Source organism: Paraburkholderia sp. SIMBA_030 (assembly GCF_046535245.1).
Taxonomy (GTDB): domain Bacteria; phylum Pseudomonadota; class Gammaproteobacteria; order Burkholderiales; family Burkholderiaceae; genus Paraburkholderia.
Genome location: NZ_JAWRXB010000009.1, coordinates 191,978 through 215,204, shown reverse-complemented (window position 1 = coordinate 215,204; position 23,227 = coordinate 191,978). Strand labels below are relative to the sequence as shown.

The 23,227-nt window shown below is 63.7% G+C and carries 22 protein-coding genes; 10 read left to right on the top strand and 12 right to left on the bottom strand.

Going from position 1 to position 23,227, the window contains the following annotated elements:
* Positions 1–120 precede the first annotated feature (120 nt).
* From SB772_RS17610 to SB772_RS17595, 4 genes are all read right to left on the bottom strand, one after another.
* Positions 121–900, bottom strand: a complete 780-nt coding sequence (locus SB772_RS17610; RefSeq protein WP_410834506.1) for an ABC transporter ATP-binding protein — start codon at positions 898–900, stop codon at positions 121–123.
* A gap of 45 nt (positions 901–945) precedes the next feature.
* The gene (locus SB772_RS17605) at positions 946–1,659 is read right to left on the bottom strand and encodes an ABC transporter permease (protein ID WP_410834505.1); all 714 of its coding nucleotides are present in this window, start codon (positions 1,657–1,659) and stop codon (positions 946–948) included.
* Entirely contained in the window at positions 1,656–2,345 is a 690-nt protein-coding gene (locus SB772_RS17600; RefSeq protein ID WP_410834504.1) for an ABC transporter permease, read from the bottom strand. Before SB772_RS17600 ends, SB772_RS17605 begins: the two co-directional genes overlap by 4 nt.
* A 307-nt stretch (positions 2,346–2,652) precedes the next feature.
* Positions 2,653–3,429 carry an ABC transporter substrate-binding protein gene (locus tag SB772_RS17595; protein WP_410834503.1) on the bottom strand — a complete coding sequence of 259 codons (777 nt, stop codon included), beginning with the start codon at positions 3,427–3,429 and terminating at the stop codon, positions 2,653–2,655.
* A gap of 604 nt (positions 3,430–4,033) precedes the next feature.
* Between SB772_RS17595 and SB772_RS17590 the strand changes: the two genes are divergently transcribed.
* Positions 4,034–4,744, top strand: a complete 711-nt coding sequence (locus tag SB772_RS17590; RefSeq protein ID WP_410834502.1) for a pirin family protein — start codon at positions 4,034–4,036, stop codon at positions 4,742–4,744.
* A gap of 192 nt (positions 4,745–4,936) precedes the next feature.
* On the opposite strand, the gene SB772_RS17585 is transcribed toward SB772_RS17590, so the two are convergent.
* Positions 4,937–5,461 carry a periplasmic heavy metal sensor gene (locus SB772_RS17585; protein ID WP_410834501.1) on the bottom strand — a complete coding sequence of 175 codons (525 nt, stop codon included), beginning with the start codon at positions 5,459–5,461 and terminating at the stop codon, positions 4,937–4,939.
* A 220-nt stretch (positions 5,462–5,681) separates the two neighbouring features.
* Here SB772_RS17585 and SB772_RS17580 point away from each other — a divergent pair, with 220 nt between their 5' ends.
* Together SB772_RS17580 and SB772_RS17575 are read left to right on the top strand one after the other, a co-directional pair.
* Positions 5,682–6,407: a response regulator gene (locus tag SB772_RS17580; RefSeq protein ID WP_091796232.1), complete on the top strand. Its 726-nt coding sequence runs from the start codon at positions 5,682–5,684 to the stop codon at positions 6,405–6,407.
* Positions 6,391–7,707 (top strand): ATP-binding protein, encoded by a 1,317-nt coding sequence (locus SB772_RS17575; RefSeq protein WP_410834500.1) that lies wholly within the window; start codon positions 6,391–6,393, stop codon positions 7,705–7,707. The genes SB772_RS17580 and SB772_RS17575 overlap by 17 nt, the downstream gene beginning before the upstream one ends.
* A gap of 68 nt (positions 7,708–7,775) precedes the next feature.
* Here SB772_RS17575 and SB772_RS17570 read toward each other — a convergent pair whose 3' ends face one another.
* A complete protein-coding gene (locus tag SB772_RS17570; protein WP_410834499.1) occupies positions 7,776–8,045 on the bottom strand; it encodes a hypothetical protein in 270 nt (89 codons plus the stop codon).
* A 151-nt stretch (positions 8,046–8,196) separates the two neighbouring features.
* Positions 8,197–9,888 (bottom strand): diguanylate cyclase, encoded by a 1,692-nt coding sequence (locus tag SB772_RS17565; RefSeq protein ID WP_410834498.1) that lies wholly within the window; start codon positions 9,886–9,888, stop codon positions 8,197–8,199.
* Positions 9,889–10,585: 697 nt separating this feature from the next.
* On the opposite strand from SB772_RS17565, the gene SB772_RS17560 reads away from it, so the two are divergent.
* Both SB772_RS17560 and SB772_RS17555 read left to right on the top strand, forming a co-directional pair.
* Positions 10,586–12,337: an ABC transporter permease gene (locus tag SB772_RS17560; RefSeq protein WP_410834497.1), complete on the top strand. Its 1,752-nt coding sequence runs from the start codon at positions 10,586–10,588 to the stop codon at positions 12,335–12,337.
* Positions 12,338–12,356: 19 nt separating this feature from the next.
* The gene (locus SB772_RS17555) at positions 12,357–13,703 is read left to right on the top strand and encodes an AAA-associated domain-containing protein (protein WP_410834496.1); all 1,347 of its coding nucleotides are present in this window, start codon (positions 12,357–12,359) and stop codon (positions 13,701–13,703) included.
* Positions 13,704–13,765: 62 nt separating this feature from the next.
* Here the strand turns inward: SB772_RS17555 and SB772_RS17550 are convergent, their stop codons facing one another.
* From SB772_RS17550 to SB772_RS17540, 3 genes are all read right to left on the bottom strand, one after another.
* Positions 13,766–14,329, bottom strand: a complete 564-nt coding sequence (locus tag SB772_RS17550; protein ID WP_410834495.1) for a hypothetical protein — start codon at positions 14,327–14,329, stop codon at positions 13,766–13,768.
* Positions 14,326–14,904, bottom strand: a complete 579-nt coding sequence (locus SB772_RS17545) for a hypothetical protein (protein WP_410834494.1) — start codon at positions 14,902–14,904, stop codon at positions 14,326–14,328. The genes SB772_RS17550 and SB772_RS17545 overlap by 4 nt, the downstream gene beginning before the upstream one ends.
* A gap of 238 nt (positions 14,905–15,142) precedes the next feature.
* A complete protein-coding gene (locus SB772_RS17540; protein ID WP_410834493.1) occupies positions 15,143–16,204 on the bottom strand; it encodes a sigma-54 interaction domain-containing protein in 1,062 nt (353 codons plus the stop codon).
* 352 nt (positions 16,205–16,556) lie between these two features.
* Here SB772_RS17540 and SB772_RS17535 point away from each other — a divergent pair, with 352 nt between their 5' ends.
* From SB772_RS17535 to otsA, 5 genes are all read left to right on the top strand, one after another.
* Positions 16,557–16,823: a hypothetical protein gene (locus tag SB772_RS17535; protein ID WP_410834492.1), complete on the top strand. Its 267-nt coding sequence runs from the start codon at positions 16,557–16,559 to the stop codon at positions 16,821–16,823.
* A 304-nt stretch (positions 16,824–17,127) separates the two neighbouring features.
* Positions 17,128–18,528 (top strand): sigma-54-dependent transcriptional regulator, encoded by a 1,401-nt coding sequence (locus SB772_RS17530; RefSeq protein WP_410834491.1) that lies wholly within the window; start codon positions 17,128–17,130, stop codon positions 18,526–18,528.
* A gap of 110 nt (positions 18,529–18,638) precedes the next feature.
* Entirely contained in the window at positions 18,639–18,857 is a 219-nt protein-coding gene (locus SB772_RS17525; protein ID WP_410834490.1) for a hypothetical protein, read from the top strand.
* Between the two features lie 154 nt (positions 18,858–19,011).
* Entirely contained in the window at positions 19,012–19,224 is a 213-nt protein-coding gene (locus SB772_RS17520) for a hypothetical protein (protein WP_410834489.1), read from the top strand.
* A 212-nt stretch (positions 19,225–19,436) separates the two neighbouring features.
* On the top strand, positions 19,437–20,861 hold the full coding sequence (gene otsA, locus SB772_RS17515; RefSeq protein ID WP_410834488.1) for an alpha,alpha-trehalose-phosphate synthase (UDP-forming): 1,425 nt from the start codon (positions 19,437–19,439) through the stop codon (positions 20,859–20,861).
* 126 nt (positions 20,862–20,987) lie between these two features.
* On the opposite strand, the gene SB772_RS17510 is transcribed toward otsA, so the two are convergent.
* Positions 20,988–22,439 (bottom strand): MFS transporter, encoded by a 1,452-nt coding sequence (locus SB772_RS17510; RefSeq protein ID WP_410834487.1) that lies wholly within the window; start codon positions 22,437–22,439, stop codon positions 20,988–20,990.
* A gap of 145 nt (positions 22,440–22,584) precedes the next feature.
* Positions 22,585–23,094, bottom strand: a complete 510-nt coding sequence (locus SB772_RS17505; RefSeq protein WP_410834486.1) for a YbhB/YbcL family Raf kinase inhibitor-like protein — start codon at positions 23,092–23,094, stop codon at positions 22,585–22,587.
* Positions 23,095–23,227 lie beyond the last annotated feature (133 nt).

Genomic DNA, 23,227 nt, shown 5'->3' with positions numbered 1-23,227 from the left:
AGGCGTTTTCGCGGTGGAAAAGGCGGGAATGTACAGGTGAGCGAAACAAAAAAGGCGCTTGTAAGCGCCTTGTAATGCTACTTCGACTACGGCGCCAAATAGCGGGCCGTGCAAACGTCTCTATTTGAGGCTGCCGGAGAGGAACTGCTTGAGGCGTTCGCTCTTCGTGTTCCTGAAGACCTCGTCGGGATGGCCTTGTTCTTCCACGCGGCCCTGATGCAGGAACATCACGTGATTGGATACGTTGCGCGCGAATGCCATTTCATGCGTGACGACGATCATCGTGCGGCCTTCTTCGGCGAGCGTCTGCATCACCTTCAGCACTTCGCCGACCAGCTCGGGATCGAGCGCGGAAGTGGGTTCGTCGAACAGCATCACATCCGGATGCATGGCCAAGGCTCGCGCAATCGCCACGCGTTGTTGCTGGCCGCCCGACAGATGCGACGGGTACTGCTTCTCAAGACGCGGAGCCAGGCCCACTTTCTCCAGATACTCACGCGCGCGTTCTTCGGCTTCCTTGCGCTTCAGACCGAGCACATTGATCGGCGCCTCGATGATGTTCTCGAGCACGTTCATGTGCGCCCACAGGTTGAAGTGCTGGAACACCATCGACAGCTTGGTGCGTACGCGCTGCAACTGCTTCGGGTCGGACACGCGCAGCGCGCCGGCTTTGCCGATCTGCGTGCGCACTTCTTCGCCGTCGACGAAGATGCGTCCCGAGTTCGGCTGTTCGAGGAAGTTGATGCAGCGAAGCATCGTGCTCTTGCCCGAACCGGACGAGCCGATCACGCTGATCACGTCGCCGGCGTTGGCCTTCAGCGACACGCCCTTGAGGACTTCGTTATCGCCGTACTGTTTGTGAAGCTCGTCGACGAAGAGCTTTTGCTTCCTGGTGTTCATCGGGATCCTTGGCGGGCTTACTTGCTTGGGGCTAAATGCCCTGGGTTACTTGCCTTGCGGCCGCAGGTAAGCGAGCCAGCGGCGCTCGGCGCGGCGGAACAGCCACACGAGCGCGAAAGAAATCAACAGATAGAGCAGGGCGGCGAGGCCGAACGCATTGAACGACTGATACGTGGCCGAATTCACGTCGCGGGCGATCTTGAGGATGTCCGGCACGGTCGCGGTGAAGGCGACGGTGGTGGCGTGCAGCATCAGGATCACTTCGTTGCTGTAGTACGGCAGCGCGCGCCGCAGCGCCGACGGCAGAATCACCCGCCGGTACAGCGTGAACGACGACATGCCGTAAGCGCGCGCCGCTTCGATCTCGCCGTACGGCGTCGCCTTGATCGCACCGGCGAAAATCTCGGTGGTGTACGCGCAGGTGTTAAGCGTGAACGCGAGCAGCGTGCAATGCATGCCGTCGCGGAAAAACGCATTGGTCAGCTCGTGATTGCGGATGATTTCGAGGCTGTACAAGCCGGTATAGCAGAGCAGCAACTGCACGTAGAGCGGCGTGCCGCGAAATATATATGTATACAGCCACACCAGGCCGGCGAGCCATTTCTTCTTCGAGACGCGTGCGACTGAGAGCGGGATCGACAGGCAGAAGCCGAGCCCGATCGACACCACCAGCAGCCACAGCGTGATCGCCAGGCCGGTGAAACGGTAGCCGTCGGTATAAAGATAGTTGCGCCAATATTCCTGGATGATCTCGATCATAGATCCGCCTTTCGCACGCCGGTCGAGTAACGCTTTTCGAGGTACATCAGCACGAAGTTGGACACTGTGGTGATGACGAGATAGATCGCCCCTGCGAACAGGGTGAAGAAGAAGAACCGCAGCGTGCCTTTGCCGGCGTCCTGCGAGGCCTTGACGACGTCGGCGAGACCGATGATCGACACCAGCGCCGTGGCTTTCACCATCACCTGCCAGTTATTGCCGATGCCCGGCAGCGCGAAGCGCATCATCTGCGGGAACATCACGCGTGAGAACACCTGCCAGCCGGTCATGCCGTACGCCGCGCCGGCTTCGAGCTGGCCGCGCGGCACGGCGAGAAACGCGCCGCGGAAGGTTTCGGTGAAGTACGCGCCATAGATGAAGCCGAGCACCGCGACGCCGGCCACGAACGGGTCGATGTCGATCTGGTCCCAGCCGAGCAGGTCGGTCATGTTGTTCAGCCAGATCTGGATGCTATAGAACAGCAGCAGCATCAACACCAGATCGGGTACGCCGCGCACCAGCGTCGTATAGACGGTGCCGACACTATATGAAACGCGATTCTTCGACAGTTTCGCCGCCGCGCCGAGCAGGCCCAGTACGAAAGCGAACGCCAGCGACAACACCGCCAGTTTGACGGTTTGCCAGGTGCCGTTGAGAAGCAGCGGGCCGTAGCCTTGAAGGAACATATGGGGTCCTTGACGATGCGTGGCACGCACCGCGAAAGACGCGGCCAGCTATGCGCCGCGTGTGCCGCGAGCCTGAGCCCGCCGTTATCTGCGGCGCACAGCGCACCGCTGTGCAAATCATGACTGCATGGCCGTTGCCGGCCTTGCAGCGCGCGTTTCGATTCTCGTTTTGAAGCTGGTTTGAAGCTCGTTTGAATCTATTCCCGACTGTATTCCGAAGCTAGGGGAAAGCCCATGCGGGCGGGCCCCGAGTTTCGTGGGTGCTGCGTATTGCTTTGTATTGCGGGTGGACCGCTCGGTGACTGGCTCAGTGCCCCGGATAGATGTCGAAGTCGAAGTACTGCTTTGCGAGCTTCCTGAACGTTCCATCCTGGTGAACTTGCGCCAGCGCCTGATTGAACATCGCCTTAAGCTCGGCGTCGTCCTTGCGCAGACCGATGGCGGTGCCGTCACCGATCGTCTTCGGGTCCTTCACTTCCGGGCCGGCCCATGCGAAACCTCTGCCGCGCGGCGTCTTCAGGAAACCGGCGTCGGCTTGCACTTCGTCTTGCAGGGCGGCGTCGAGGCGTCCTGACGCGAGGTCGGCATACACCTGATCCTGATTCTGGTAGGGCACCACGGTCACGCCTTTGGGTTCCCAATATGCTTTTGCGTAGGCTTCCTGAGTCGAGCCTTGCTCGACGCCGACGCGTTTGCCCTTCAGCGATTCAACCGTCGGCAGGAGCGGCGAACCGGCCTTGGCGATCATGCGGGCCGGGGCGTCGAACAGCTTGTCGGAGAAGTCGATCTGTTCGCGGCGCTTGTCCGTGATGGTCAGCGACGACACGATCGCGTCGTACTTCCTGGCTTTCAATGCCGGGATGATGCCGTCGAGGTCCTGCTCGACCCACACGCACTTGACGTTCATCTTCGCGCACAGCGCGCGGGTCAGATCGACGTCGAAGCCGACTACTTGCCCGCTGGCCGCCTTCGATTCGAACGGCGGGTAGCTGGCGTCCACCCCAATGCGCACGGTTTTCCATTCCTTCGCCACGGCGCCGGTGGCCATGACGGCAAGCGCCACGCACAGTGCGAACTTCTTCATGTTTCTCCTGGATCAAACTGATCGTCGTGTGATTCGATCTCGACGATCGCCGGCTTGTGGCCGGCCGTCGCTATTCTAGGCGGTCAAAATTGTCGCGCCGCGTGTGGACGCCGCCACGGCGCAGCTAGCGCCGGTTCGGCGCATCGAGGGGCATGTGCGCGTGCTTGACCGCCGGCGGCTGCCCCGTCGCAGCCTTATATGCCGGACCCGCCGGCAAGCCCGCGCGCCGACGTCGGCTCGAAAAGGGCGGTATTTTACCCGAACGGGGGCGGTGCGCCAGTGAGGAGCCCATCGAGCGGCGGGTAGGCGGGCGGATGCGTTGTGCATGCGCGACGCCTTGGCCCACCGCTTCTTCCGTTTTTTGCCCGCTATGATCAGCCGTTGCCGAAATGGGCGGGCGTCCGTATCTGGGGGGCGGCCATCCGGGGCAGGGCGACCGGAAGCCGGCTGCCCGGACGCCAGCGGCCAGTTGGCCGGGCCGCGCGCCGCACCACCGCTCGATTGCATGGATTTATGAAACGATCCGGTGCGTTCGCGCGGATTGTCTGGCGCGCGTCGCGCCCATACATTCTGGCCATCGTTATTGACCGACCGGGAGTACCCCATGATCGAAATTCGCCGTTCCGACGAGCGTGGCCATGCCAATCACGGCTGGCTCGACTCGTATCACAGCTTCTCGTTTGCCGACTACCGCGACCCGCAACACGTGCATTTCGGACCGCTGCGGGTCATCAATGAAGACCGTATCGCCGGCGGCCAGGGTTTCGGCACGCACGGCCATCGCGACATGGAGATCGTCACGTACGTGCTCGACGGCGCGCTCGCGCACCGCGACAGCATGGGCAACGGCTCGACGATCCGTCATGGCGACGTGCAGCGGATGAGTGCCGGCACCGGCGTGATGCACAGCGAGTTCAATGCGTCGGCGAACGAGCCGGTGCACCTGTTGCAGATCTGGGTGATCCCGCAACGCGCGGGCGACCAGCCCGGCTACGAAGAAAAACGCTTCGACGACGCCGACAAGCGTGGCCGTCTGCGCGTGGTCGCTTCGCCCGACGGCCGCGACGGTTCCGTGACGATTCACGCGGATGCGTCGATCTACGCGGCGCTGATCGATGGTGAAGAGCAGGCTGAGTTGGCGTTGCCGAAGGGGCGGCTTGTGTATGTGCATGTGGCGCGAGGCGCGCTGAGCGTGAACGGCGAGGCGCTCAATGCCGGCGACGCGGCAAAGCTCGTCGAGACCGACAAAGTGACGCTCGACAAGGGCGACAACGCCGAAGTGCTGCTATTCGACCTGGGGCCGCTTAACGGCTAAGCGGCTAGGCGGCCAAGTGGACAAACCGCCGAGCGGCTGAGCGTTCATGACCGACGGTTGAAGACGCGACTAGCGCATCGGCATCCACGCTGCAGGTTCAAACGAAAACGCCACGGAAAACTTTCCGTGGCGTTTCTGCATTCCGGCGGCGGCCGGCTAAGGCCGCCGCCCGCTGCCCGCCGCATGTGCCGCTTACTGACTGGCCGCCGGCGCCGACGCTCCGCCCTTCCGATTTTCCCAACGCTCGCGCATCTTTTCGTGACGCGCTTCCATCTTCGCAAAGCGCTGTTTCAGCGCGGTGCTGACGGTGGTCTTCTGCTGGTCGTTCAGGCCGTTATAAAACTTGAGCCATGCGTCCGTTGTTTGCTGACGCAATTGTGCGTCCTTCTGCTCGACTTGCTGGTGCGCCGCGGCCATCGCGTTCAGGTCCAGAATGGGTTGCTGCTGCGCGGCCTTGAACTGATTCTTCATCTGTTCACGATTGGCGCGCATGGCCTCGTGGTTCTGCTTCATGGTGTCGAGCGCGGCTTGCCACTGCTTCTCCTGATCCGCGTTCAGCTTCAGTTGGTCATGCAGTTGCGACAGTTCTTTCATGAAGTGGCCATGCCAGCCGCCGGGACCGTCATGGGCGGGTTGTGCGGCATAGGCAGCGCCCGCGCCGATGGCGAGAGCAGTGGCGGCAATGGCGACAACGCGCGACATTTTTTTGGTGGACATATAAGGCTCCTTGTAATGGAATAGCCGACGATGCAACCGGCAACAGAGGACGGCCTGCATTCGGTAAGACACAGCGTAGAGAACTGCGCTCCGCGCTGTGTTACGCCGCTCGATGCCGCTATTACGAGGGATTACGTGCGCCTTTCACCGTAACACCCGGTAACCCTTCAGGGCAGTCCGGAAACGAAAACCCATTCTCCCGCGCGTTAAACTTCATCTCATGGCTACTCAAATACTTGTTGTCGACGACGACGTCGAATTGCGCGATCTGCTGCGCGACTATCTGGCCCGTCAGGGCATCGAGGTCTCGGTGCTGCACGACGCCGGCTCGCTCGAGCGGCGGCTCGAGCGCGAGCGCCCGGATCTGATCGTGCTCGATCTGATGATGCCCGGCGTCGACGGGCTGACCGCGCTGCGCAAGCTGCGCGCGTCGGGGGACGACATTCCCGTCATCATGCTTACCGCGCGCGCGGACGACGTCGACCGGATCGTCGGTCTGGAGCTCGGCGCGGACGACTACCTCGGTAAGCCGTTCAATCCGCGCGAGCTGCTGGCGCGGGTGCAGGCGGTGTTGCGGCGCCGCCGCACGCTGCCGTCGGCGGCGGCGCCGGAACAGCGCGAGCCGTTCAACTTCGGCCGCTTCACGCTGGATTTCCAGTCGCGCACGCTGCATCTCGAAGACAAGCCGCTCACACTGTCGGGCAGCGAATTCGCGCTGCTGAAGATTTTCGTTAATCACCCCATGCGCACGCTCACGCGCGAGCGCCTGCTCGAACTGCTGCACGGTCCGGAATACGACGGCACCGACCGCGGCATCGACGTGCAGGTGTGGCGTTTGCGCCGCATCCTCGAAACCGACCCGTCCACGCCGCGCTTCATTCAAACGGTGCGCGGGCGCGGCTACGTGTTCGTGCCGGACGGCGAACAGCATGCGCCGTCCCATTGATTCGCTGTTCGGACGGCTGGCGCTGCTAGTCGTCGCAGTGCTGCTGCTGTCGCATTTCGCGTGGTACGCGCTGATGCGCCTCGAGCGCAGCCAGCTGCAAACGCGCTACGCGGTCGAGGAAGCCACCTTCCTCGTCGACGCGGTGCGCCAGCACGTCGCCCATACGCCGGACCAGCCGTTGCCGTCGCGTGTGAGGCTGGTCGATCCGGGCAGTCCGGACGTGCCGGCGGACACTACGAACATGCCGGCGTCGCTCGCGCGTTTCGTCGACGACGTGCGCGACCGCATGCCGGCCGGCACCATGGTGCGGATCGGTCAGCCGGGCCGTCCGCCCACGCTGTGGGTGCGCACCACCGCGGATCGCAGCTGGATCGTCGTGCCGGTGCAGCCGTTGCGCACGCCCCGTTCGCTCGACCGCACGGTACTGTGGCTCGCGATGATCTTTTCGTTCGCGGTGATGGCGGCGCTGTTTGCCGCATGGGCGTTGCAGCAGCCGTTGCGCTCGCTCGCTCAGGCGGTGGCGCGGTTCGGCCGTGGCCTGCCGGTGCCGCCGGTGCCCGAGCGGGGCCCGCGCGAACTGCGGCAGTTGACACATGGCTTCAACCAGATGGTTCAGGAAGTGGCGCGTACCGAACACGACCGCGCCGTGATGCTGGCCGGTGTCGCGCACGACCTGAAAACGCCGCTTGCGCGTTTGCGGCTGCGCGCCGAGATGATGGAAGAAGTGAAGATGCGCGACGGCGTGGTGCGCGACGTCGATTCGATGACGCACATCGTCGAGCAGTTTCTGGTGTTCGCTCATGACGGCGCCGATCGCAGCGAAGCAGTCGAAGTGGATGCGCAGTGCGAGCGCGTGGTGCGCAGCTATCGCGCGGTGGCGGCCGGTGCGCCCACCGTGCAGACCGAACTCGACGCAGGGCCGGGTTTCCTGCTGCCTGCGGCCACGCTCGACCGGATTCTGTCGAACCTGCTCGACAACGCACACGCTTACGGCGCGCCGCCGATCGTCGTTGCCACCGAGCGCACGCCTCAAGGCTTTACGCTGTCGGTGCGTGACAACGGCAGCGGTATCGCCGTCCAGGATCTGATCAACGCGAGCCGTCCGTTCGTGCGGCTCGATCCGGCGCGCGGCGGCAACGGCCATAGCGGTCTGGGGCTGGCGATCGTCGAGCGGCTGGTGCGGCGTGCGGGCGGCGGGTGGGAAATCGGCAACCACGAGGGCCGTGGCTTGCAGGTTTTAATGAGCTTTCCGTTCGATTCGGTGCCGCGCGTCGCGGCGGCGTCGGAAAGCGCCTGGTAGGTCAAGGGTGGGGGCGGCAGGCGTTCGCCGCCCCGTGCATATTCCAGGACGCGCGTTTGAGCGCGCCGCTAGTCTTCTGAAAACAGCGTGTTCAGCGCGTTCGCCGCCTCGCTATCCACCGTATTCCACGTCACCGTTTCGGCTTCGAAGATGTAGTGCGTCGTGTATTTGCCGAGACGAGCGAGTATCTCTTCCTGAATCAGCTCCGGCGCGACATCCAGTTTCAGATACCACGCGGTCGACGACAGGCGCGTCTGAAATGCGCCATATTCGGCCAGCAGATGGTCGAACGCGTCAGCATCGTGATCGCGACAGACGATGAGCAGATTTCCCTTCATGCGAATCTCCCGTTAGAGCGGTAGCGGCAACCTCAATACCAAGGTTGATGATACCTGCTTCGTCAGGACGCGCTGAAGGGCGGGTCTTGCGTTGTGTCATCTACTGGATTCATCGATGCGTGCGTGGGTGCGTCCCGGTGCGCATCTATTTTTACCAGACGCTAGCCGCCGTGCGGGCCGGCGGGGCGGTGTCGTCAGGCGGCAGGGCTTCAGTGCGGTCGCGGCCGCCGGTCTTGGCCGCGTACAGCGCGAGGTCGGCGCGGCTCATGATCCGCTCGGGCAGATCGTCGGGCGAGAGCTCCGTGATGCCGATACTGACGCTCAAGCCCACTGAGGCAGGCAGCCTCGCGGAAGGAACCGCCTTCAGGCGCATGCGCAGCCGCTCGACCACCTCGCGGCCGCCGGCGAGGCCGGTGGCCGGCAACAGCAAGCCGAATTCTTCGCCGCCGAGCCGGCCGATCGCGTCGGCGCCGCGCAGTTCGGCGCGGCAGGTGTCGACGAAATGCTCGAGCGCGCGGTCGCCGGCGGCGTGGCCGAAGCGGTCATTGATCTGCTTGAAGTGATCGAGGTCGGCGATTGCCATGCACAGCGGCTCGTTGTTCGCATGCGCGCGTTCGATCTCGTGGCTCAGCAAGTCGAGGAAATAGCGCCGCGACAGCGCGCCGGTGAGCGCATCGTGGCGTGCCTCGGCCGACAGCAGCGTATTGGCCGATTGCAATTGTTCAGCGAGGTCGCGCGTGGCGCGATGATGGCGCCGCTCGCGCACATACGACACGGTGATCACCCACGCCAGCGCGACCGTGCCGGCCAGCGTCAGAAACACCAGCAGATGATCGCGCTTGTGATTGCGCAGCAGTTCGGGCCAGGCCGCGAGCGGGTCGACCAGATGGGCCGACAGCCCCGAGTTCAGTCCACCGCGCGCCTGGTACAGCGACGGCACGAGCCGCTCGGTCATGCCGAACAGTTGCGCGGCGATCGAGTTGGGCACCCACGGCGCCTGCTCGCGCACCTGTGGGGCAACCTGAATCCGGACATCGGGGAACGACTCGCGGTGATAGACGATCTGGCGTTCGGCCGCGCTCATGTGCTGGACCCGCGAGTCCGGCAGCGCATGGCCTTCGAGCGCGCTGTCGTGCGCCATGATGATCACGCCGTTCTCATCGGCAACGAAGGTGCCGGCATGCGCGACCCAGTGGCGCAACCGCGCGATCCCCACCTTGGCGACCACTGCCCCGACCAGCAAGCCGTCTGCATACGCCGGCGCCGCGATGAAGATGCCCGGCTCGCCGCTCACGCGGCCTACGCCGTAGGCCTCCGAGAACGCGCCGAGCAGCGCGTTCGTCAGGTAGCCGCGCGTGCGCATATCAGTGCCGACGACGGAGCGCTCCGCAGCCAGCGGGTTGTGGAGGGAGCTGCTCGATGCGACACATATGCCGTTGGCGTTGACGAGCCAGATCTGATCGAGCCCGGAGAAGCCTTGCGCGTCATGCAGAAAGTCGCTGACGGCGGTCATCTGCGGGTCTTTTAGCAACGCGGCGCGCTGGGCGAGTTCCGCCGCTTCGCCGTTCGCGGCATAATTCTGCGATTGTGACAGCGCGTGCTGAACCAGGTCCATCTCGGCCATGGTTGCCGGAATGGCCCGCGACATCGAGAGGTCGCTTGCGATCACCTCGGCCATGTTGTCGACGGTCGACGTGGACATTTGCCGCTGCTCGCGCACGGCCGCGTCCAGTTCTTGCTGTACCATCCGGTCCGCGACCATGCCGGCCACGAACCAGCAAACGAGCACGATCAGCACGAAGCTGATCGGTCCGGTTGCCTGGCGCAAGGTTGTCCTGTTCATCGGCTCTCTAATCCGTCTGGCTGTGACATGCAACAAGCTCGTTCGTGGCAGCGCGCTGGCGCTGAATCGTCCCTGTGGAAGCGGGCGGTGAGATGCCGCTCCGGCCCGGGATAAATCGCGAGCATGCGCGTCGTTTCCCGATTTTAACCGTCGTGGGGCCAGACGCCACCGTTATTGCGGGAATGCGAAGTATGCCCGCGTACTCCATCAGATTCTTAACGGCGGCGTTGCGCGTTTCTGAATGGTTCAGCGGGTTTTTCCGGGTAGCCCCGAGCGACGCCGGCTGGATCATCGGCGGTTGCGCGTGTGGCTGGCTCGCGACGATAAACGGCCGCGGTATGGTCCGCCAGTGATGAACCGAGGGCTGCTGCCGGGTGTTGCCGCTATTTACCGCGAAAGGTTGTGCCTGAAACATAGGATGGTGTAGTGTCATGCCGTCCAAAACAAGGAAAGCTCGCCAGCCTACGGGCGGCGCCTGCGGCGACAGAGAAGTCCGGCTCCGCGGTACCGGCCCTGGGCGGCTTGCCCAAAGACACGTCCGTCGCCGGTCCACGTGTCTCCAACGCTAACGATTTACCGCGCACACGCGTTTTGCCATGCCCGATTTCCGCTTTCCGGACCGATCTTCAGACCGCTGCGCCGGCGCCTCGGCTTCCTATATACACTTGAATGCCTGTCACAACGGGGAGGGCGCCTGATGGATTTCAGTTTCGACCTGAAACGCACCGCCAGCGCCTCGGCGTGGCGCGTCCTGCCGAATCGCTGGGACTTTGTCGCCTTTCCGCTGATCATCTGCATTATCGCGATGGCGGCGATCGGTTTTCACGAGACCTTGGCGCCGATGTCGACGCTGGAGACTCAAGCGATCTCGCTCGATCCGTCGAATCTGCCTGAATATGCGATGCGCACCACGCTGCGCATGCTGGCGGCCATGGTCGCATCCCTGACTTTCACACTGGTGTACGGCACGCTCGCTGCCAAGAGCCGCCGCGCCGGTCTCGTGCTGGTGCCGATTCTGGACATTCTGCAGTCGGTGCCGGTGCTCGGCTACATTTCGTTTACGGTCACGTTCTTCCTCGCGCTGTTCCCGGGCCGCGTGCTCGGCGCCGAGCTGGCGGCGATCTTCGCGATCTTCACGAGCCAGGCGTGGAACATGACGTTCAGCTTCTATCAGTCGCTGCGCACGGTGCCGCGCGATCTGGATGAAGTGTCGCGCGGCTTTCATCTGACTTCCTGGCAGCGCTTCTGGAAGCTGGAAGTGCCGTTCTCGATGCCGGGCCTCATCTGGAACATGATGATGTCGATGTCGGGCGGCTGGTTCTTCGTGGTCGCCTCGGAGGCGATCACCGTCGGCAACAATACGATCACGCTGCCGGGTATCGGCGCGTTCCTCGCGCAGGCGATTTCGGAGAAGAACCTCCATGCGATCGGCTGGGTGATCCTCGCGATGACGGTCGTGATTCTCGCGTACGATCAGTTTCTATTCCGCCCGCTCGTCGCATGGGCCGACAAATTCCGCATGGAAACCACCAGTTCGGGCAATGCGCCTGAATCGTGGCTGCTCGACCTGATCCGCCGCACCCGCCTGATTCACCGTCTGCTGGTGCCGCTCGGCTGGATGTTCGCGAGGGCCGCGCGCGTGCCGTTCCGGCTGCCGGCGTTCCAGGGTCCGCGCTTCCAGATTCCGCAGAGCCAGAAGAACTCGCGCCTGGGCGATATCGTGTGGGCGATTCTGGTGCTGGTCGCCACTGTCTACGTGGTGTACCGCGTGGTTACGTATGTGCGCACGGGCGTGACGCTCGATGAAGTCGGGCACGTGCTCGTGCTCGGTCTCATCACGCTGCTGCGCGTGGTGCTGCTGATCGCAATCGCCTCGGTGATCTGGGTGCCGATCGGCGTGCTGATCGGGCTGCGTCCGGCACTGGCGGAAAAGATCCAGCCGCTCGCGCAGTTCCTGGCCGCCTTCCCGGCGAACCTGCTGTTTCCGGTGTTCGTGATCGCGATCGTGCGTTTTCATCTGAATCCGGACATCTGGCTGTCGCCGCTGATCGTGCTCGGCACTCAGTGGTATATCCTGTTCAACGTGATTGCCGGCGCCAGCTCGTATCCGAACGACTACCGCGAGGCGGCCAAGAACTTTCATATTCGCGGCTGGCAGTGGTGGCGCCAGGCGATGCTGCCGGGCATCTTCCCTTATTACGTGACGGGGGCGATCACCGCGTCGGGCGGAGCGTGGAATGCGAGCATCGTCGCGGAATTCGTCCAGTGGGGCGACACCAAGGTCGCCGCGCATGGCCTGGGCGCGTATATCGCACAAACCACCGCGGCGGGCGACTATCCGAAGATCATCCTGGGCATCGCCGTGATGTCCCTGTTCGTGACCCTGTTCAACCGCCTGCTGTGGCGTCCGATGTACGCCTACGCCGAAGCCAAGCTCCGGCTCGATTGAGAAATGAAGGCTAAACGCGATGCAAAATCCTAAAGCTGCTATAACCGCCGCACCGATCCAGACCCCGCCGATGCCGCCGCGCCTCGGCGAGGAGATCCTGTGCGTCAAGGACGTGTGCCGCGGGTTTAACAAGTCGCAGGGCGAGCTGCTCGTCCTCGACGACGCGAACCTGTCGTTGCGCGAAGGCGAGATCGTCGGTTTACTGGGCCGTTCGGGCTCGGGCAAGTCGACGCTGTTGCGCATCATCGCCGGTCTGATCGAACCGACCGACGGTGAGGTCACCTACATGGGCAAGCCGCTCGACGGCCCGGCGAAGGGCGTCGCGATGGTGTTCCAGACCTTCGCGCTGTTCCCGTGGCTGACCGTGCTGCAGAACGTGGAAGCGGGCCTCGAAGCACAAGGCGTGGGTGCGCGCGAGCGCCGCGATCGGGCGCTGGCCGCGATCGACCTGATCGGCCTCGACGGTTTTGAGAATGCTTACCCGCGCGAATTGTCGGGCGGCATGCGTCAGCGCGTCGGCTTTGCACGCGCGCTGGTGGTCGATCCGACGCTGCTGCTAATGGACGAGCCGTTTTCCGCGCTCGACGTGCTGACCGCCGAAACGCTGCGTACCGACTTGCTCGACCTGTGGACGCAAGGCCGCATGCCGATCAAATCGGTGCTGATCGTCACGCACAACATCGAGGAAGCGGTGTTCATGTGCGACCGCATTCTCGTGCTGTCGTCGAACCCGGGCCGCGTGATCGCCGAGATCAAGGTGCCGTTCAAGCATCCGCGCAACCGGCTGGATCCGGCGTTCCGCCGTCTGGTCGACGAGATCTACGCAAAGATGACCGCGCGCCAGACTGACGAAGCGACCAAGAAAGGGCTCGAACTCGGCAGCTGGTTGCCGCACGTGTCGACCAACTTGATGGCCGGTCTGATCGAGACGCTGGCCGCCGCGCCGTACCACGGCCGCGCGGACATGCCGGAAATCGCCCGTTCGCTGCATCTGGAGGTGGACGATCTGTTCCCGGTCGCCGAAGTGCTGCAGCATCTTGGCTTCGCCGACGTGCGTGAAGGCGACATTTTCCTGACGCCGCCGGCGCGCGTGTTCTCCGAGTTCGGCACGCAGGAACGCAAGATGATGTTCGCCGAGCATCTGCTGCGGCACGTGCCGCTGGCGGCGCGGATCAAGAAGGTCTTGAACGAACGGCCGGGGCATCGCGCGCCGCGGGTGCGCTTCGAGCAGGAGTTGGAGGATTTTCTGTCGGACAGCGCCGCGGAAGAGACGCTCGATGCGGTGATCAACTGGGGCCGTTATGGCGAGATCTTCTCGTACAACGACCAGACCGAGATTTTCAGTCTGGAAGACGTGGAGTCTTAAGCGCGGTTGAGGCGACTAAGACGCTTCAAGCAAAAAGCGGCAGGGGAGACCCTGCCGCTTTTTTATTGCAGATTGCCCCAGCGTTCGACCGCCGGTTCCGCGGACGCCCACTTCCAGCCTTTGTCCTGCTGGCACGCGCTGCCGATGTACCAGTCTTCGCGCGCGTTCGGGCCGTCGCCGTCCTGGACTGAAAACACGAATTCCTTGCAGAGCGTCAGCGCCGAACCGAACGCGCGCGTCACGCGCACGTTGCCGTGACCGTTCTCGATCGGCAGCGTGTGTTTGACCGCCCAGGGCCGCGTCTCGCCGACCGGCATTGCGCCTGCCAACGCGGCGATCAGGTTCTGCTGATCGGTGTGCATGTTGCGCATATAGCGGCCGACGGCTTCGTCGGTAGCCGCCTGCACGGCGATGCCGACGCCGATGCCCACGGCCGGATTGCTGGTCACGAGACCCGACGCGACGCCGGCCGCTGCGCCGCTCGCCGCACCGATCGACGAGCAGCCGCTCGTCAGCAGGCTGGCGCCGGCACAGAGCGCGCCGGCCAGCACGAGCCGCAGCCGGTTGCTGGAAAGCGCAGGCGGGATTACGCGGGGAACCAAACGCGGAACCAGTCGCCCCTTCATTGCAGCGCACCCCAGCGTTCGGTGGCAGGTTCGGCCGACGCCCATTTCCAGTTGTCGCCGTCGCGACAGATCGAGGCGACATAGAACGCGCTGCTCGCAGGCACATTTTTGGTGGCGCTCTGATCGACCGAGAAGACGATTTCCTTGCAGTCGAGCGCGCCGCTGCTGATCGTGCGGCTGACGGTGACGCGGCCATGTTCGTCGTCTTCGATCGGTATCGAGTGGGTCACGCTCCACGGCTCGATTGCGCCGACTTCGAGCGGTCCGGCGATTTTGGCGATGCCGTCCTGCGTATTCTTGTGGACCACGCGCTCCGAGTACTGCACCCCGGCGCGGGCTGCGGCCACTGCGCCGAGTCCGATGCCGGTGGCGACTGCTGCATTGCTGGTGACTTTCGACGCAAGCGCGGCACCGGCGATACCGGCACTGGCGGTGGCGCCTTCCGTGTAGAGCGAACTACAACCACTCAACGCCGACGAGATCGCAACCGCCAGCGCGACAAGCGCCGTTGTATTGGAGCATCCGCGTTTGGCCGTTGGTTTTTCCCGTGCGGTCCACACCATACTTTTTTGCATTTCTCTATCTCTACTTCTGTATGTGCGTTTTATTCACGCTCAAGACGAGTGCGTGAACGAGCGGCACGCCGATCCTTTCGTTGCAATACGCGCTGCCGCATTTTGCAGGATGCCATTTGTAATTGGCAGAGGGAAAGTGCAAGCAATTGCAAAAGATGATGCGGGTCCAATCGGTTTCTGTTGAGCGGCTGCCGATTTACCTGGTGATGCGAATGGATGGAAGGCGGGACGACATAGCCTATTGCTCGGTGTCTTCTTCCGCGGCGTCGTCGTTGCCGTAGGTGCTCAAGCGGTTGTACAGCGTTTTCAGACTCACGCCGAGCGCTTTGGCCGCGCGCCGTTTGTCGCCGCCGCAATATTTCAGCGTGCCGAGAATGATCTGCTTTTGCGCATCGGCGAGCGGTGTGCCGATCCACACGCTCATCGTATCGCCCTGCGTGACGGGCTTTTTCACGCGCGACGCGAGACGCGGATGCGGCAACTCGACCGTCTTCTCCGCGAGAATGAATGCGCGATACACGGCATTTTTCAGTTCACGCACGTTGCCCGGCCAGGACCACGTGCGCAGCGTTTCGAGCGACCGTTTGCTGAAGCGCTTGCTCGCGCCTTCCTGCTGGTTCAGCAAAGCAAGGAAGTGTTGCGCGAGCAGTTCGCGATCGCCGTCGCGCTCGCGCAGCGGCGGCGCGCGCAACGGGAATACGGCGAGACGGTACATGAGGTCTTCACGCAGCCCGTTTTCTTTGACGGCGACCGCGGGGTCGCGATTGGTTGCGGCGATCACGCGCACGTCGCCGTGAATCAGTTCGTTGCCGCCGACCCGATAGAACGTGCCGGTCTCGAGCGCGCGCAGCAGCTTGACCTGGCGTACCGGCGCCATCTCGGTAATTTCGTCGAGGAACAGGGTGCCGCCATTCGCGTGCTCGAAGTAGCCGACGCGGCTCTGAACCGCGCCCGTGAAACTGCCTTTCTCGTGGCCGAACAATTCAGCCTCGATCAGTTCATCGGGAATCGCGCCGCAGTTGACCGCAATGAACGGTGACGCCTTGCGGCTGCTTAGATCGTGAATCGTGCGGGCGATCAACTCCTTGCCGGTACCCGATTCGCCGATGATCAGCGCGGTCGCGTCAGTGCCGGCGACGCGCTCGATCTGATCATACAGATCCAGCATCACCGGCGACGAGCCGTACAGCAGCCCGTACGATTTCAGGCCCGCGATGCCGTCCGCGACGCGCAGCTTCGCCTGTGCCGAAGCATTGTCGCCGGCGGAGATGGTGGGCGAGTCCAGATCGGTTGACGCCATAAACGGGGAGTCCTGTGCAAATGTGATTCGTTGTTGCGGCGCGCAGGTCTATAACGAGATGGTGACCTGCGACTCTGGCGGCCAATATCTCACAAAAGTCGATTTAACCACTTTGACGGCGCTTGCGGCAATCCGTGTGACGGCGGGCGAATGCACGATGACAGTCCGGTCGAAAGCGCCAGAAGGGAAGGCGTTGAGGCCCACGAGCGGCAGGCCGACCCGGCACGATGTTTGCGACTTACAGCCGGCGCGTGTCTGCTTCTGCGTCGGGTCTCCTGCCTGGTGTTCTGACCGCTCGCCAAGGCGCAGGCCACTCGACGCTGATCCGCATCCTGACCAAAAGGAGTTCACGATGACACGACCTAAGCTTGGCATTTTCGGTGCGTTGACGGTTGTCGGCAGCTTGCTGGCCCTGCGCTATATGCGGAAAAACCGTGCTTCGCAGGTTCAGGCGGCGCGCGATTTGAGCCGCTGGGAAGACGAGGGCGGTTCGGTGGCAACGCCCGCTTCGGCGTCCGGCAGTGTCGCGCCGGAGAGTGTCAGTCCGGCCACCCATGGCGTCAATGGCTCGGAGCATCTGAAAGGCAATGGCGGCGCATGGCCGTTTCCGCGCAGCTGAACGCTGCTGCGTCCTCCGCATCGCCGGTGCGCCGCGCTTTGCCGCGCGACGGCAGGGTGTGGCTGTCTTGTCCCGATATCGCCGTATAATAGGCAAATACACAACAATGGCGCATCAAACCTCAGGGTTTTTTCGTATATTGTTGCGATATTGCATTAAGTCAAAAGGCTCGCCGCTTTTGCCCGGAAGTCCGCGTGTGCTCACATCCGGGCGCGTCGCAGGCAGGCGAAACGCCGCCGGCCGGCTTTTTTAGCATGCGGTTCAGCATGGCCGCCCATTTACGCTTTCGGGTTTTCGAGACGCGATGCCACACGTACTGATTGTCGATGACGATGCCGGTACCCGCGAGGCGCTTTCCGCCACCATCGCGGAAGACGGCCTCACCACCGCCACGGCCGGTGATTTGCGCGAAGCGCGTATTCAACTGGTCCGGCAAATGCCGGACGTCGTCTTTACCGACCTGAAGCTGCCCGACGGCAGCGGGGTCGATCTGTTTGAGGATCTCGATCCGCGCTCGGGCGTCGAGGTGATTGTGATTACCGGCCACGCCACGGTGGAATCGGCGGTCAACGCGCTGAAAATGGGCGCGACCGACTACCTGGTGAAGCCGATCAATATGCAGCGCGTGAAGGCGATTCTGTCGCGCCTGCCGCGCGCCGGCGATCTGAAGGCGGAAATCGGCACGCTGCGGGGCGAGTTGCGCCGCATGGGCCGCTTTGGTCTGATGCTTGGCAATTCGCCGGCTATGCAGGTGGTCTACGACCAGATCGGCCGCGTCGCGCCGACGGCGGCCTCGGTGATGCTGGTCGGCGAGTCGGGCACGGGTAAGGAAGTCGCGGCGCAGACCTTGCATCAGCTCAGCCTGCGCCGTAAACACGCGTTCCTCGCGGTGAACTGCGGCGCGATCTCGCCGAACCTGATCGAATCGGAGATGTTCGGCCACGAGCGCGGCTCGTTCACCGGCGCGGACCGGCAGCACAAGGGTTATTTCGAGCGCGCGAACGGCGGCACGCTGTTTCTCGACGAAATCACCGAAATGCCGATCGAGTTGCAGGTCAAGCTGTTGCGCGTGCTGGAAACCGGCATGTTCATGCGGGTCGGCACGACTCGGGAAATCGAAACAGACGTGCGCCTGATCGCCGCGACCAACCGCGATCCGGAGCAGGCGGTGCTGGAAGGCAAACTGCGTCTCGACTTGTATCATCGCCTGAACGTGTTCCCGATCAGCCTGCCGCCGTTGCGCGACCGGGGCAAGGATGTGGAGCAGCTCGCTCAGGCCTTCCTCGACGAACTCAACGAGCAGCACGGCACGAAGAAGCATTTCCCCGCCGCGGCGAAGGAGATGCTGCTGTCGTATCCGTGGCCGGGCAACGTGCGTGAGTTGAAGAATTACGTGCAGCGCGCGCACATCATGTCGAGTGCGGATTCGGACAGCACGGCAACGGTGCCGTTGCAGATCACGCTGTCCAAGCCCGCGGCCGGCACGGCGATCACGATTCCGTTCGGCACGTCGCTCGCCGAAGCGGACCGTCAGCTGATTCTCGCGACCCTCGAACAGTGCGGCGGCGTGAAAACGCGCGCGGCTGAGATTCTCGGCATCAGTCTGAAGACGCTGTACAACCGTCTGGTCGAGTACGGCAACGACGCGCGTGACGAAGGCGACGCCGCCGACGAATCGCGCGCCCTGCGCGGCGCCGACGTTTAAAGTGCCATGCCCGCCACGCACCTCCCGCAGCGTCATCCTGCCGGGAGCGCGTCGATGACGGCACAGGCCTTGCTGCGATTTAACGGAACGCTAAAACGGGGATAACCGCCATGCCGCAATACGCTGCCGCTCCCGCGCTTCGTCTTACCAGGCACGCTCACCGTCCCGAGCCGATCGAGCCGCCGTCCACGCCTGACGAGCCCGACCCAAACCCCACGCCGACGCCGGAGCCGGACGTACCGGTTGCGCCGCCGATCGGCGATCCGCCGCCGCAACCGACTCAAACGCCGCAAGCCGGCCGGCCTCGGCAGCAGCGCGTGCAACGCTGACAGGCTTTGTGCGATGCAGCACATATCGGCGCAGCGAATTTATGTACTTGTTACAAAGCGGGCGCATCTTTTACCGGCAATTTACCTTCGTGACCCCTAGACTATATTGATGCCGCCTGGTTTCGGCGGTGGCCTTCCCCTGGAGGCAGCGATCATGAGACATCCAGCACTGCGACGTTCCGCGCGCCACTCGAAGCGCGATTCCCGGCCGTCCAGCAGCAATAGCGACTCGTCGGCGTCGCCGGATCCGGCCGCGCAGAATCGCGTCGCGCCCAACGCCCCGCCGGACGGCGAGCACAACCAGGGCGGCGTGCGTCCGGAAGGGCTCGAATACCAGCGCGATTTAGGCTCTGAGCAGGACGCCTGAACACCGTTTGCCGGGTGGTTGCAGGCGCCTGGATTCGTCATACAAAGCAGAAAAAAATTCTTCGCGGTGCGACGACGTCGCGTGTTTTCGCTCGTCCGTCACATTTGCATACATTTTTATTTCTGCTGTCTCATAAAGCGGCACACGACTTGCGTGCACCGTTTCGGCACATATGCGTATGCAACGAAATAACTGACTGAGGTGGAGCACCAATGAGCAGACTGGTCGTGGTATCGAATCGTGTCGCGCCGACCCAGGAAGGGCGCCCCGCGGCGGGCGGGCTTGCGATTGGCGTGCTGGACGCGTTGAAGGAAACCGGCGGAGTCTGGTTCGGCTGGAGCGGCGAGACGGTGGCTGAACCGTCCGCTCCGGTGATCGAAAAGCAGGGCAATGTCACGTACGCGACGGTGGGTCTCACCAAGCGCGATTATGACCAGTACTACCGCGGCTTTTCGAACGTGACCTTATGGCCGACGTTCCACTATCGCAATGACCTGTCGCGCTACGACCGGCAGGAATACGCGGGCTATCAGCGCGTCAACGCGACGCTCGCGAGGCAACTCAAGGCGCTGCTGAAACCCGACGACATCATCTGGGTTCACGACTATCACCTGTTGCCGTTCGCGCGCTGCCTGCGCGATCTCGGCGTGAAGAACCCGATCGGCTTTTTTCTGCATATTCCATTTCCGGTGCCGGAAGTGCTTCGGACGATTCCGCCGCACGAAGAATTGCTCAAGGCCATGTGCAGCTACGACGTGGTCGGCTTCCAGACCGAGGCGGATCGCCAGTCGTTCGTCGACTATATCGAGCGCGGCCGGCACGGGAGTTCGAGCGAAGACGGCATGGTGCACGCCTATAACCGCTTCCTCAAAGTCGGCGCTTACCCGATCGGCATCTATCCTGACGCGATCGCCAAGGCCGCGGAGCAATTCACCGACCGCAAGCCGGTGCGCAGCCTGCGCGACGGCATGCGTGGGCGCAAGCTGATCATGAGCGTCGACCGGCTCGATTATTCGAAGGGCTTAGTGGAGCGCTTCCAGGCGTTCGAACGCTTGCTGCTGAATGCGCCCGGTTGGCACGGGCGCGTGTCGCTGGTGCAGATCGCGCCGCCGACTCGCGCTGACGTGCAGACCTACCAGCGGATTCGTCAGACGCTCGAGGGCGAAGCGGGCCGCATCAACGGCCGTTTCGCGCAACTCGACTGGACGCCGATCCAGTACCTGAACCGCAAATACGAACGCAATCTGTTGATGGCGCTGTTCCGTCAATCGCAGGTCGGCTATGTGACGCCGTTGCGCGACGGGATGAATCTGGTCGCCAAGGAGTACGTTGCGTCGCAAGATCCGGCGGATCCGGGTGTGCTGGTGCTGTCGCAATTCGCGGGCGCGGCCGAGCAATTACCGGGCGCGCTGGTCGTCAATCCGTTCGACCTGTCGCAAATGGCCGAGGCGCTGGAGCGCGCGTTGTCGATGCCGCTCGCCGAACGGCAGGCGCGTCACGCCGACATGATGGCGCCGATGCGCGAGAACAATCTGTCGGTTTGGCGCGATACGTTCCTCGCCGACTTGCGCAATGTGGCGACGGCTTCTTCCGTGACGGCCAAAGCGGTAAAGCTCGTTGACGTGACGGCAACATAGCCGGATCGAGGGCGGCAGCGCGGTTTTTCCAAATCGCGCGTGCCGGTCACGTCGACAATGGTCGAGCAGGATTTGTAGCGATGGAGCAGGGCGCAGCGTGCGATTCGCGCCCTTGTTGCATCCGGCTCAGGCCGGCTGCGCAGTCACGCGCTGCATGACCCGCAGCGTGCTGACCACGGCCGCGACTGCCGCGAAGCACGCGGCGACATACAACGCGACGGTCGGCCCATGCTGTGGCGCGACACCGAAGATCAGCGCGACCAGCGCCGCGCCGAGCGTCTGCCCGGTCAGCCGCGCGGTGCCGAGCATGCCGCTCGCGCCGCCGCTGCGCTCGCGCGGCGCGGCCGACAGCATGGTCCGGTTGTTCGGCGACTGGAAAATGCCGAAGCCCGCGCCGCAGAGCACCATACGCCAGGCGATCTGCACCGGCTCGGGATGGGCGCCGAGCGTCGCGAGCAGCAGCAGGCCCGCGGTCAGCGCGACGAGTCCGATGCCGCCCAGCCAGCCCGCCGACACCTTGTCCGACAGCAGGCCCGACAATGGCGCCGCCACGACGATCGCCAGCGGCCACGGCGTGATCAGCAAACCGGTTTGCACTTGCGACAAGCCCAGCGTGTCCTGCAGCAGAAACGGCAGCGACACGAAGGCCAGCATCTGCGCGCAGAACGAACAGACGGACGTGCCGATCGACAGCGCGAACACCGGAATCCTCAGCAAGTCGATCGGCAAGAGCGGTGCGGGCTGCGTCAACTGACGGCGCACGAAGAAATAGCCGATCACGAGCGCGCCGAGCGCTTCGACCACGACGTATCCCAGCCGCTCGCCGTGTCCGAGGCCATCGACGGCAAAGATCAGCAGGCCGAACACGAACGCGTTCATCACCGCGCTCAGATAGTCGTACGGCGAATCGTGGCCGCGGTTGAGCGGCAGCGCCTTGAATCCGCCGACGATCGCCGCGATGCCGATCGGCACATTGATCGCGAACAGCCACGGCCACGAGGCGACGGCGAGCACGCCGGCGGCGACCGTCGGTCCGACTGCGGACGATACCGCGACCACCATCGCGTTGATCGCGACGCCGCGGCCGAGCTGCGCGGGCGGATAGATCATGCGCACAAGCGCCGTGTTGACGCTCATGATGCCTGCCGCGCCGAAGCCCTGGACCACGCGCGCGAGCGCGAGCGTCGGCAGCGACGTGGACAGCGCGCAACCGAACGACGCAACGGTGAACAGGATCAGCCCGAACAGATAGACGCGCCGGTAGCCGATGCGGTCGCCGAGCGACGCAAGCGGCAGCAAGGAGATCGTGATGGCGAGCTGATACGCGTTGATGACCCAGATCGAGCCGGCGGCGCTCGCATGCAGATTGCGCGCGATGGTGGGCAGGGCCACGTTGGCGATCGCGCTGTCGAGCACCGCCAGCGTAAGGGCGAGCGCAATAACCAGCATCGCCCAGTAGCGTTGCGGAACCGGCAAGCCCTGTTCGGTGCTAGCCGCGAACGATGTGGCGGGAGCGAGCGTGTCGGCGGCGGCGTCGGCTGGTGTGGAGCCGTCCTTTCGCGATGGTTGTGCGTGCATCGTCTTTTGATTTGTTGGGGGCGGCTCACGAGTCGCATGATGAGCCACGCGCGCTGCCTGCCGCGCCGGAATGAACGACGGCAGCAGCGGCGATGCCGGCACCGCAATGGCATACCCGAGGCATACCGGCATCGCGTCTCACGCGTTATTTCAGTTCATACAGACCGGTGTGCGTGGTCGAATCGATTTCGTTCAGATGCGTCATGAAGCGTGCGACCGCGTTGGTGGTCTCCGCATTGATCGGCAGATGCGGCACCTTCAGCGCATGCAGACGGAAGATGTAGCGATGCGTCCTGTCGCCGCGCGGCGGCGCGGCGCCGCCGAAGCCGACCGTGCCGTAGTCGTTGCGCACTTGCAGCGCGCCCTGCGGCAGCAACGAGCCGTCTGCCTTGCCGGCGTTGCGCGGCAGCGAGCGGGCGTCGGCCGGGATGTTGACGACGACCCAGTGCCAGAAGCCGCTGCCGGTGGGCGCATCGGGATCGTGGACCGTGAGCGCGAAGCTTTGCGTGTCGGCCGGCGGGGCCTCCCACTGCAACGCGGGCGAAATGTTTTCGCCCTCGCCGTCGACGCCGAACGACTTGTCGTCGAATTCGTGGGCTTTCGGCATGAAGCCGTTGGCGGGGAACTCGTCGGACCAGAGACGGAAATCAGCCATCGTATGCCTCCCTTCAAGGTTGGTTCTGAAGATGGCCAGGGCGCGGTTTCATGCTGCCGACATATTGCCGTATCGGCCTGCAAAAAACGCCCCGGGTCAGCCAGTCGAGTGTATCACCAGCGGCCTTCGGATT

Bases quoted from the DNA above. Each gene is read 5' to 3' on its own strand.
- SB772_RS17610 (WP_410834506.1), bottom strand. From the start codon at position 900: ATGAACACCAGGAAGCAAAAGCTCTTCGTCGACGAGCTTCACAAACAG.
- SB772_RS17605 (WP_410834505.1), bottom strand. From the start codon at position 1,659: ATGATCGAGATCATCCAGGAATATTGGCGCAACTATCTTTATACCGAC.
- SB772_RS17600 (WP_410834504.1), bottom strand. From the start codon at position 2,345: ATGTTCCTTCAAGGCTACGGCCCGCTGCTTCTCAACGGCACCTGGCAA.
- SB772_RS17595 (WP_410834503.1), bottom strand. From the start codon at position 3,429: ATGAAGAAGTTCGCACTGTGCGTGGCGCTTGCCGTCATGGCCACCGGC.
- SB772_RS17590 (WP_410834502.1), top strand. From the start codon at position 4,034: ATGATCGAAATTCGCCGTTCCGACGAGCGTGGCCATGCCAATCACGGC.
- SB772_RS17585 (WP_410834501.1), bottom strand. From the start codon at position 5,461: ATGTCCACCAAAAAAATGTCGCGCGTTGTCGCCATTGCCGCCACTGCT.
- SB772_RS17580 (WP_091796232.1), top strand. From the start codon at position 5,682: ATGGCTACTCAAATACTTGTTGTCGACGACGACGTCGAATTGCGCGAT.
- SB772_RS17575 (WP_410834500.1), top strand. From the start codon at position 6,391: ATGCGCCGTCCCATTGATTCGCTGTTCGGACGGCTGGCGCTGCTAGTC.
- SB772_RS17570 (WP_410834499.1), bottom strand. From the start codon at position 8,045: ATGAAGGGAAATCTGCTCATCGTCTGTCGCGATCACGATGCTGACGCG.
- SB772_RS17565 (WP_410834498.1), bottom strand. From the start codon at position 9,888: ATGAACAGGACAACCTTGCGCCAGGCAACCGGACCGATCAGCTTCGTG.
- SB772_RS17560 (WP_410834497.1), top strand. From the start codon at position 10,586: ATGGATTTCAGTTTCGACCTGAAACGCACCGCCAGCGCCTCGGCGTGG.
- SB772_RS17555 (WP_410834496.1), top strand. From the start codon at position 12,357: ATGCAAAATCCTAAAGCTGCTATAACCGCCGCACCGATCCAGACCCCG.
- SB772_RS17550 (WP_410834495.1), bottom strand. From the start codon at position 14,329: ATGAAGGGGCGACTGGTTCCGCGTTTGGTTCCCCGCGTAATCCCGCCT.
- SB772_RS17545 (WP_410834494.1), bottom strand. From the start codon at position 14,904: ATGCAAAAAAGTATGGTGTGGACCGCACGGGAAAAACCAACGGCCAAA.
- SB772_RS17540 (WP_410834493.1), bottom strand. From the start codon at position 16,204: ATGGCGTCAACCGATCTGGACTCGCCCACCATCTCCGCCGGCGACAAT.
- SB772_RS17535 (WP_410834492.1), top strand. From the start codon at position 16,557: ATGACACGACCTAAGCTTGGCATTTTCGGTGCGTTGACGGTTGTCGGC.
- SB772_RS17530 (WP_410834491.1), top strand. From the start codon at position 17,128: ATGCCACACGTACTGATTGTCGATGACGATGCCGGTACCCGCGAGGCG.
- SB772_RS17525 (WP_410834490.1), top strand. From the start codon at position 18,639: ATGCCGCAATACGCTGCCGCTCCCGCGCTTCGTCTTACCAGGCACGCT.
- SB772_RS17520 (WP_410834489.1), top strand. From the start codon at position 19,012: ATGAGACATCCAGCACTGCGACGTTCCGCGCGCCACTCGAAGCGCGAT.
- otsA (WP_410834488.1), top strand. From the start codon at position 19,437: ATGAGCAGACTGGTCGTGGTATCGAATCGTGTCGCGCCGACCCAGGAA.
- SB772_RS17510 (WP_410834487.1), bottom strand. From the start codon at position 22,439: ATGCACGCACAACCATCGCGAAAGGACGGCTCCACACCAGCCGACGCC.
- SB772_RS17505 (WP_410834486.1), bottom strand. From the start codon at position 23,094: ATGGCTGATTTCCGTCTCTGGTCCGACGAGTTCCCCGCCAACGGCTTC.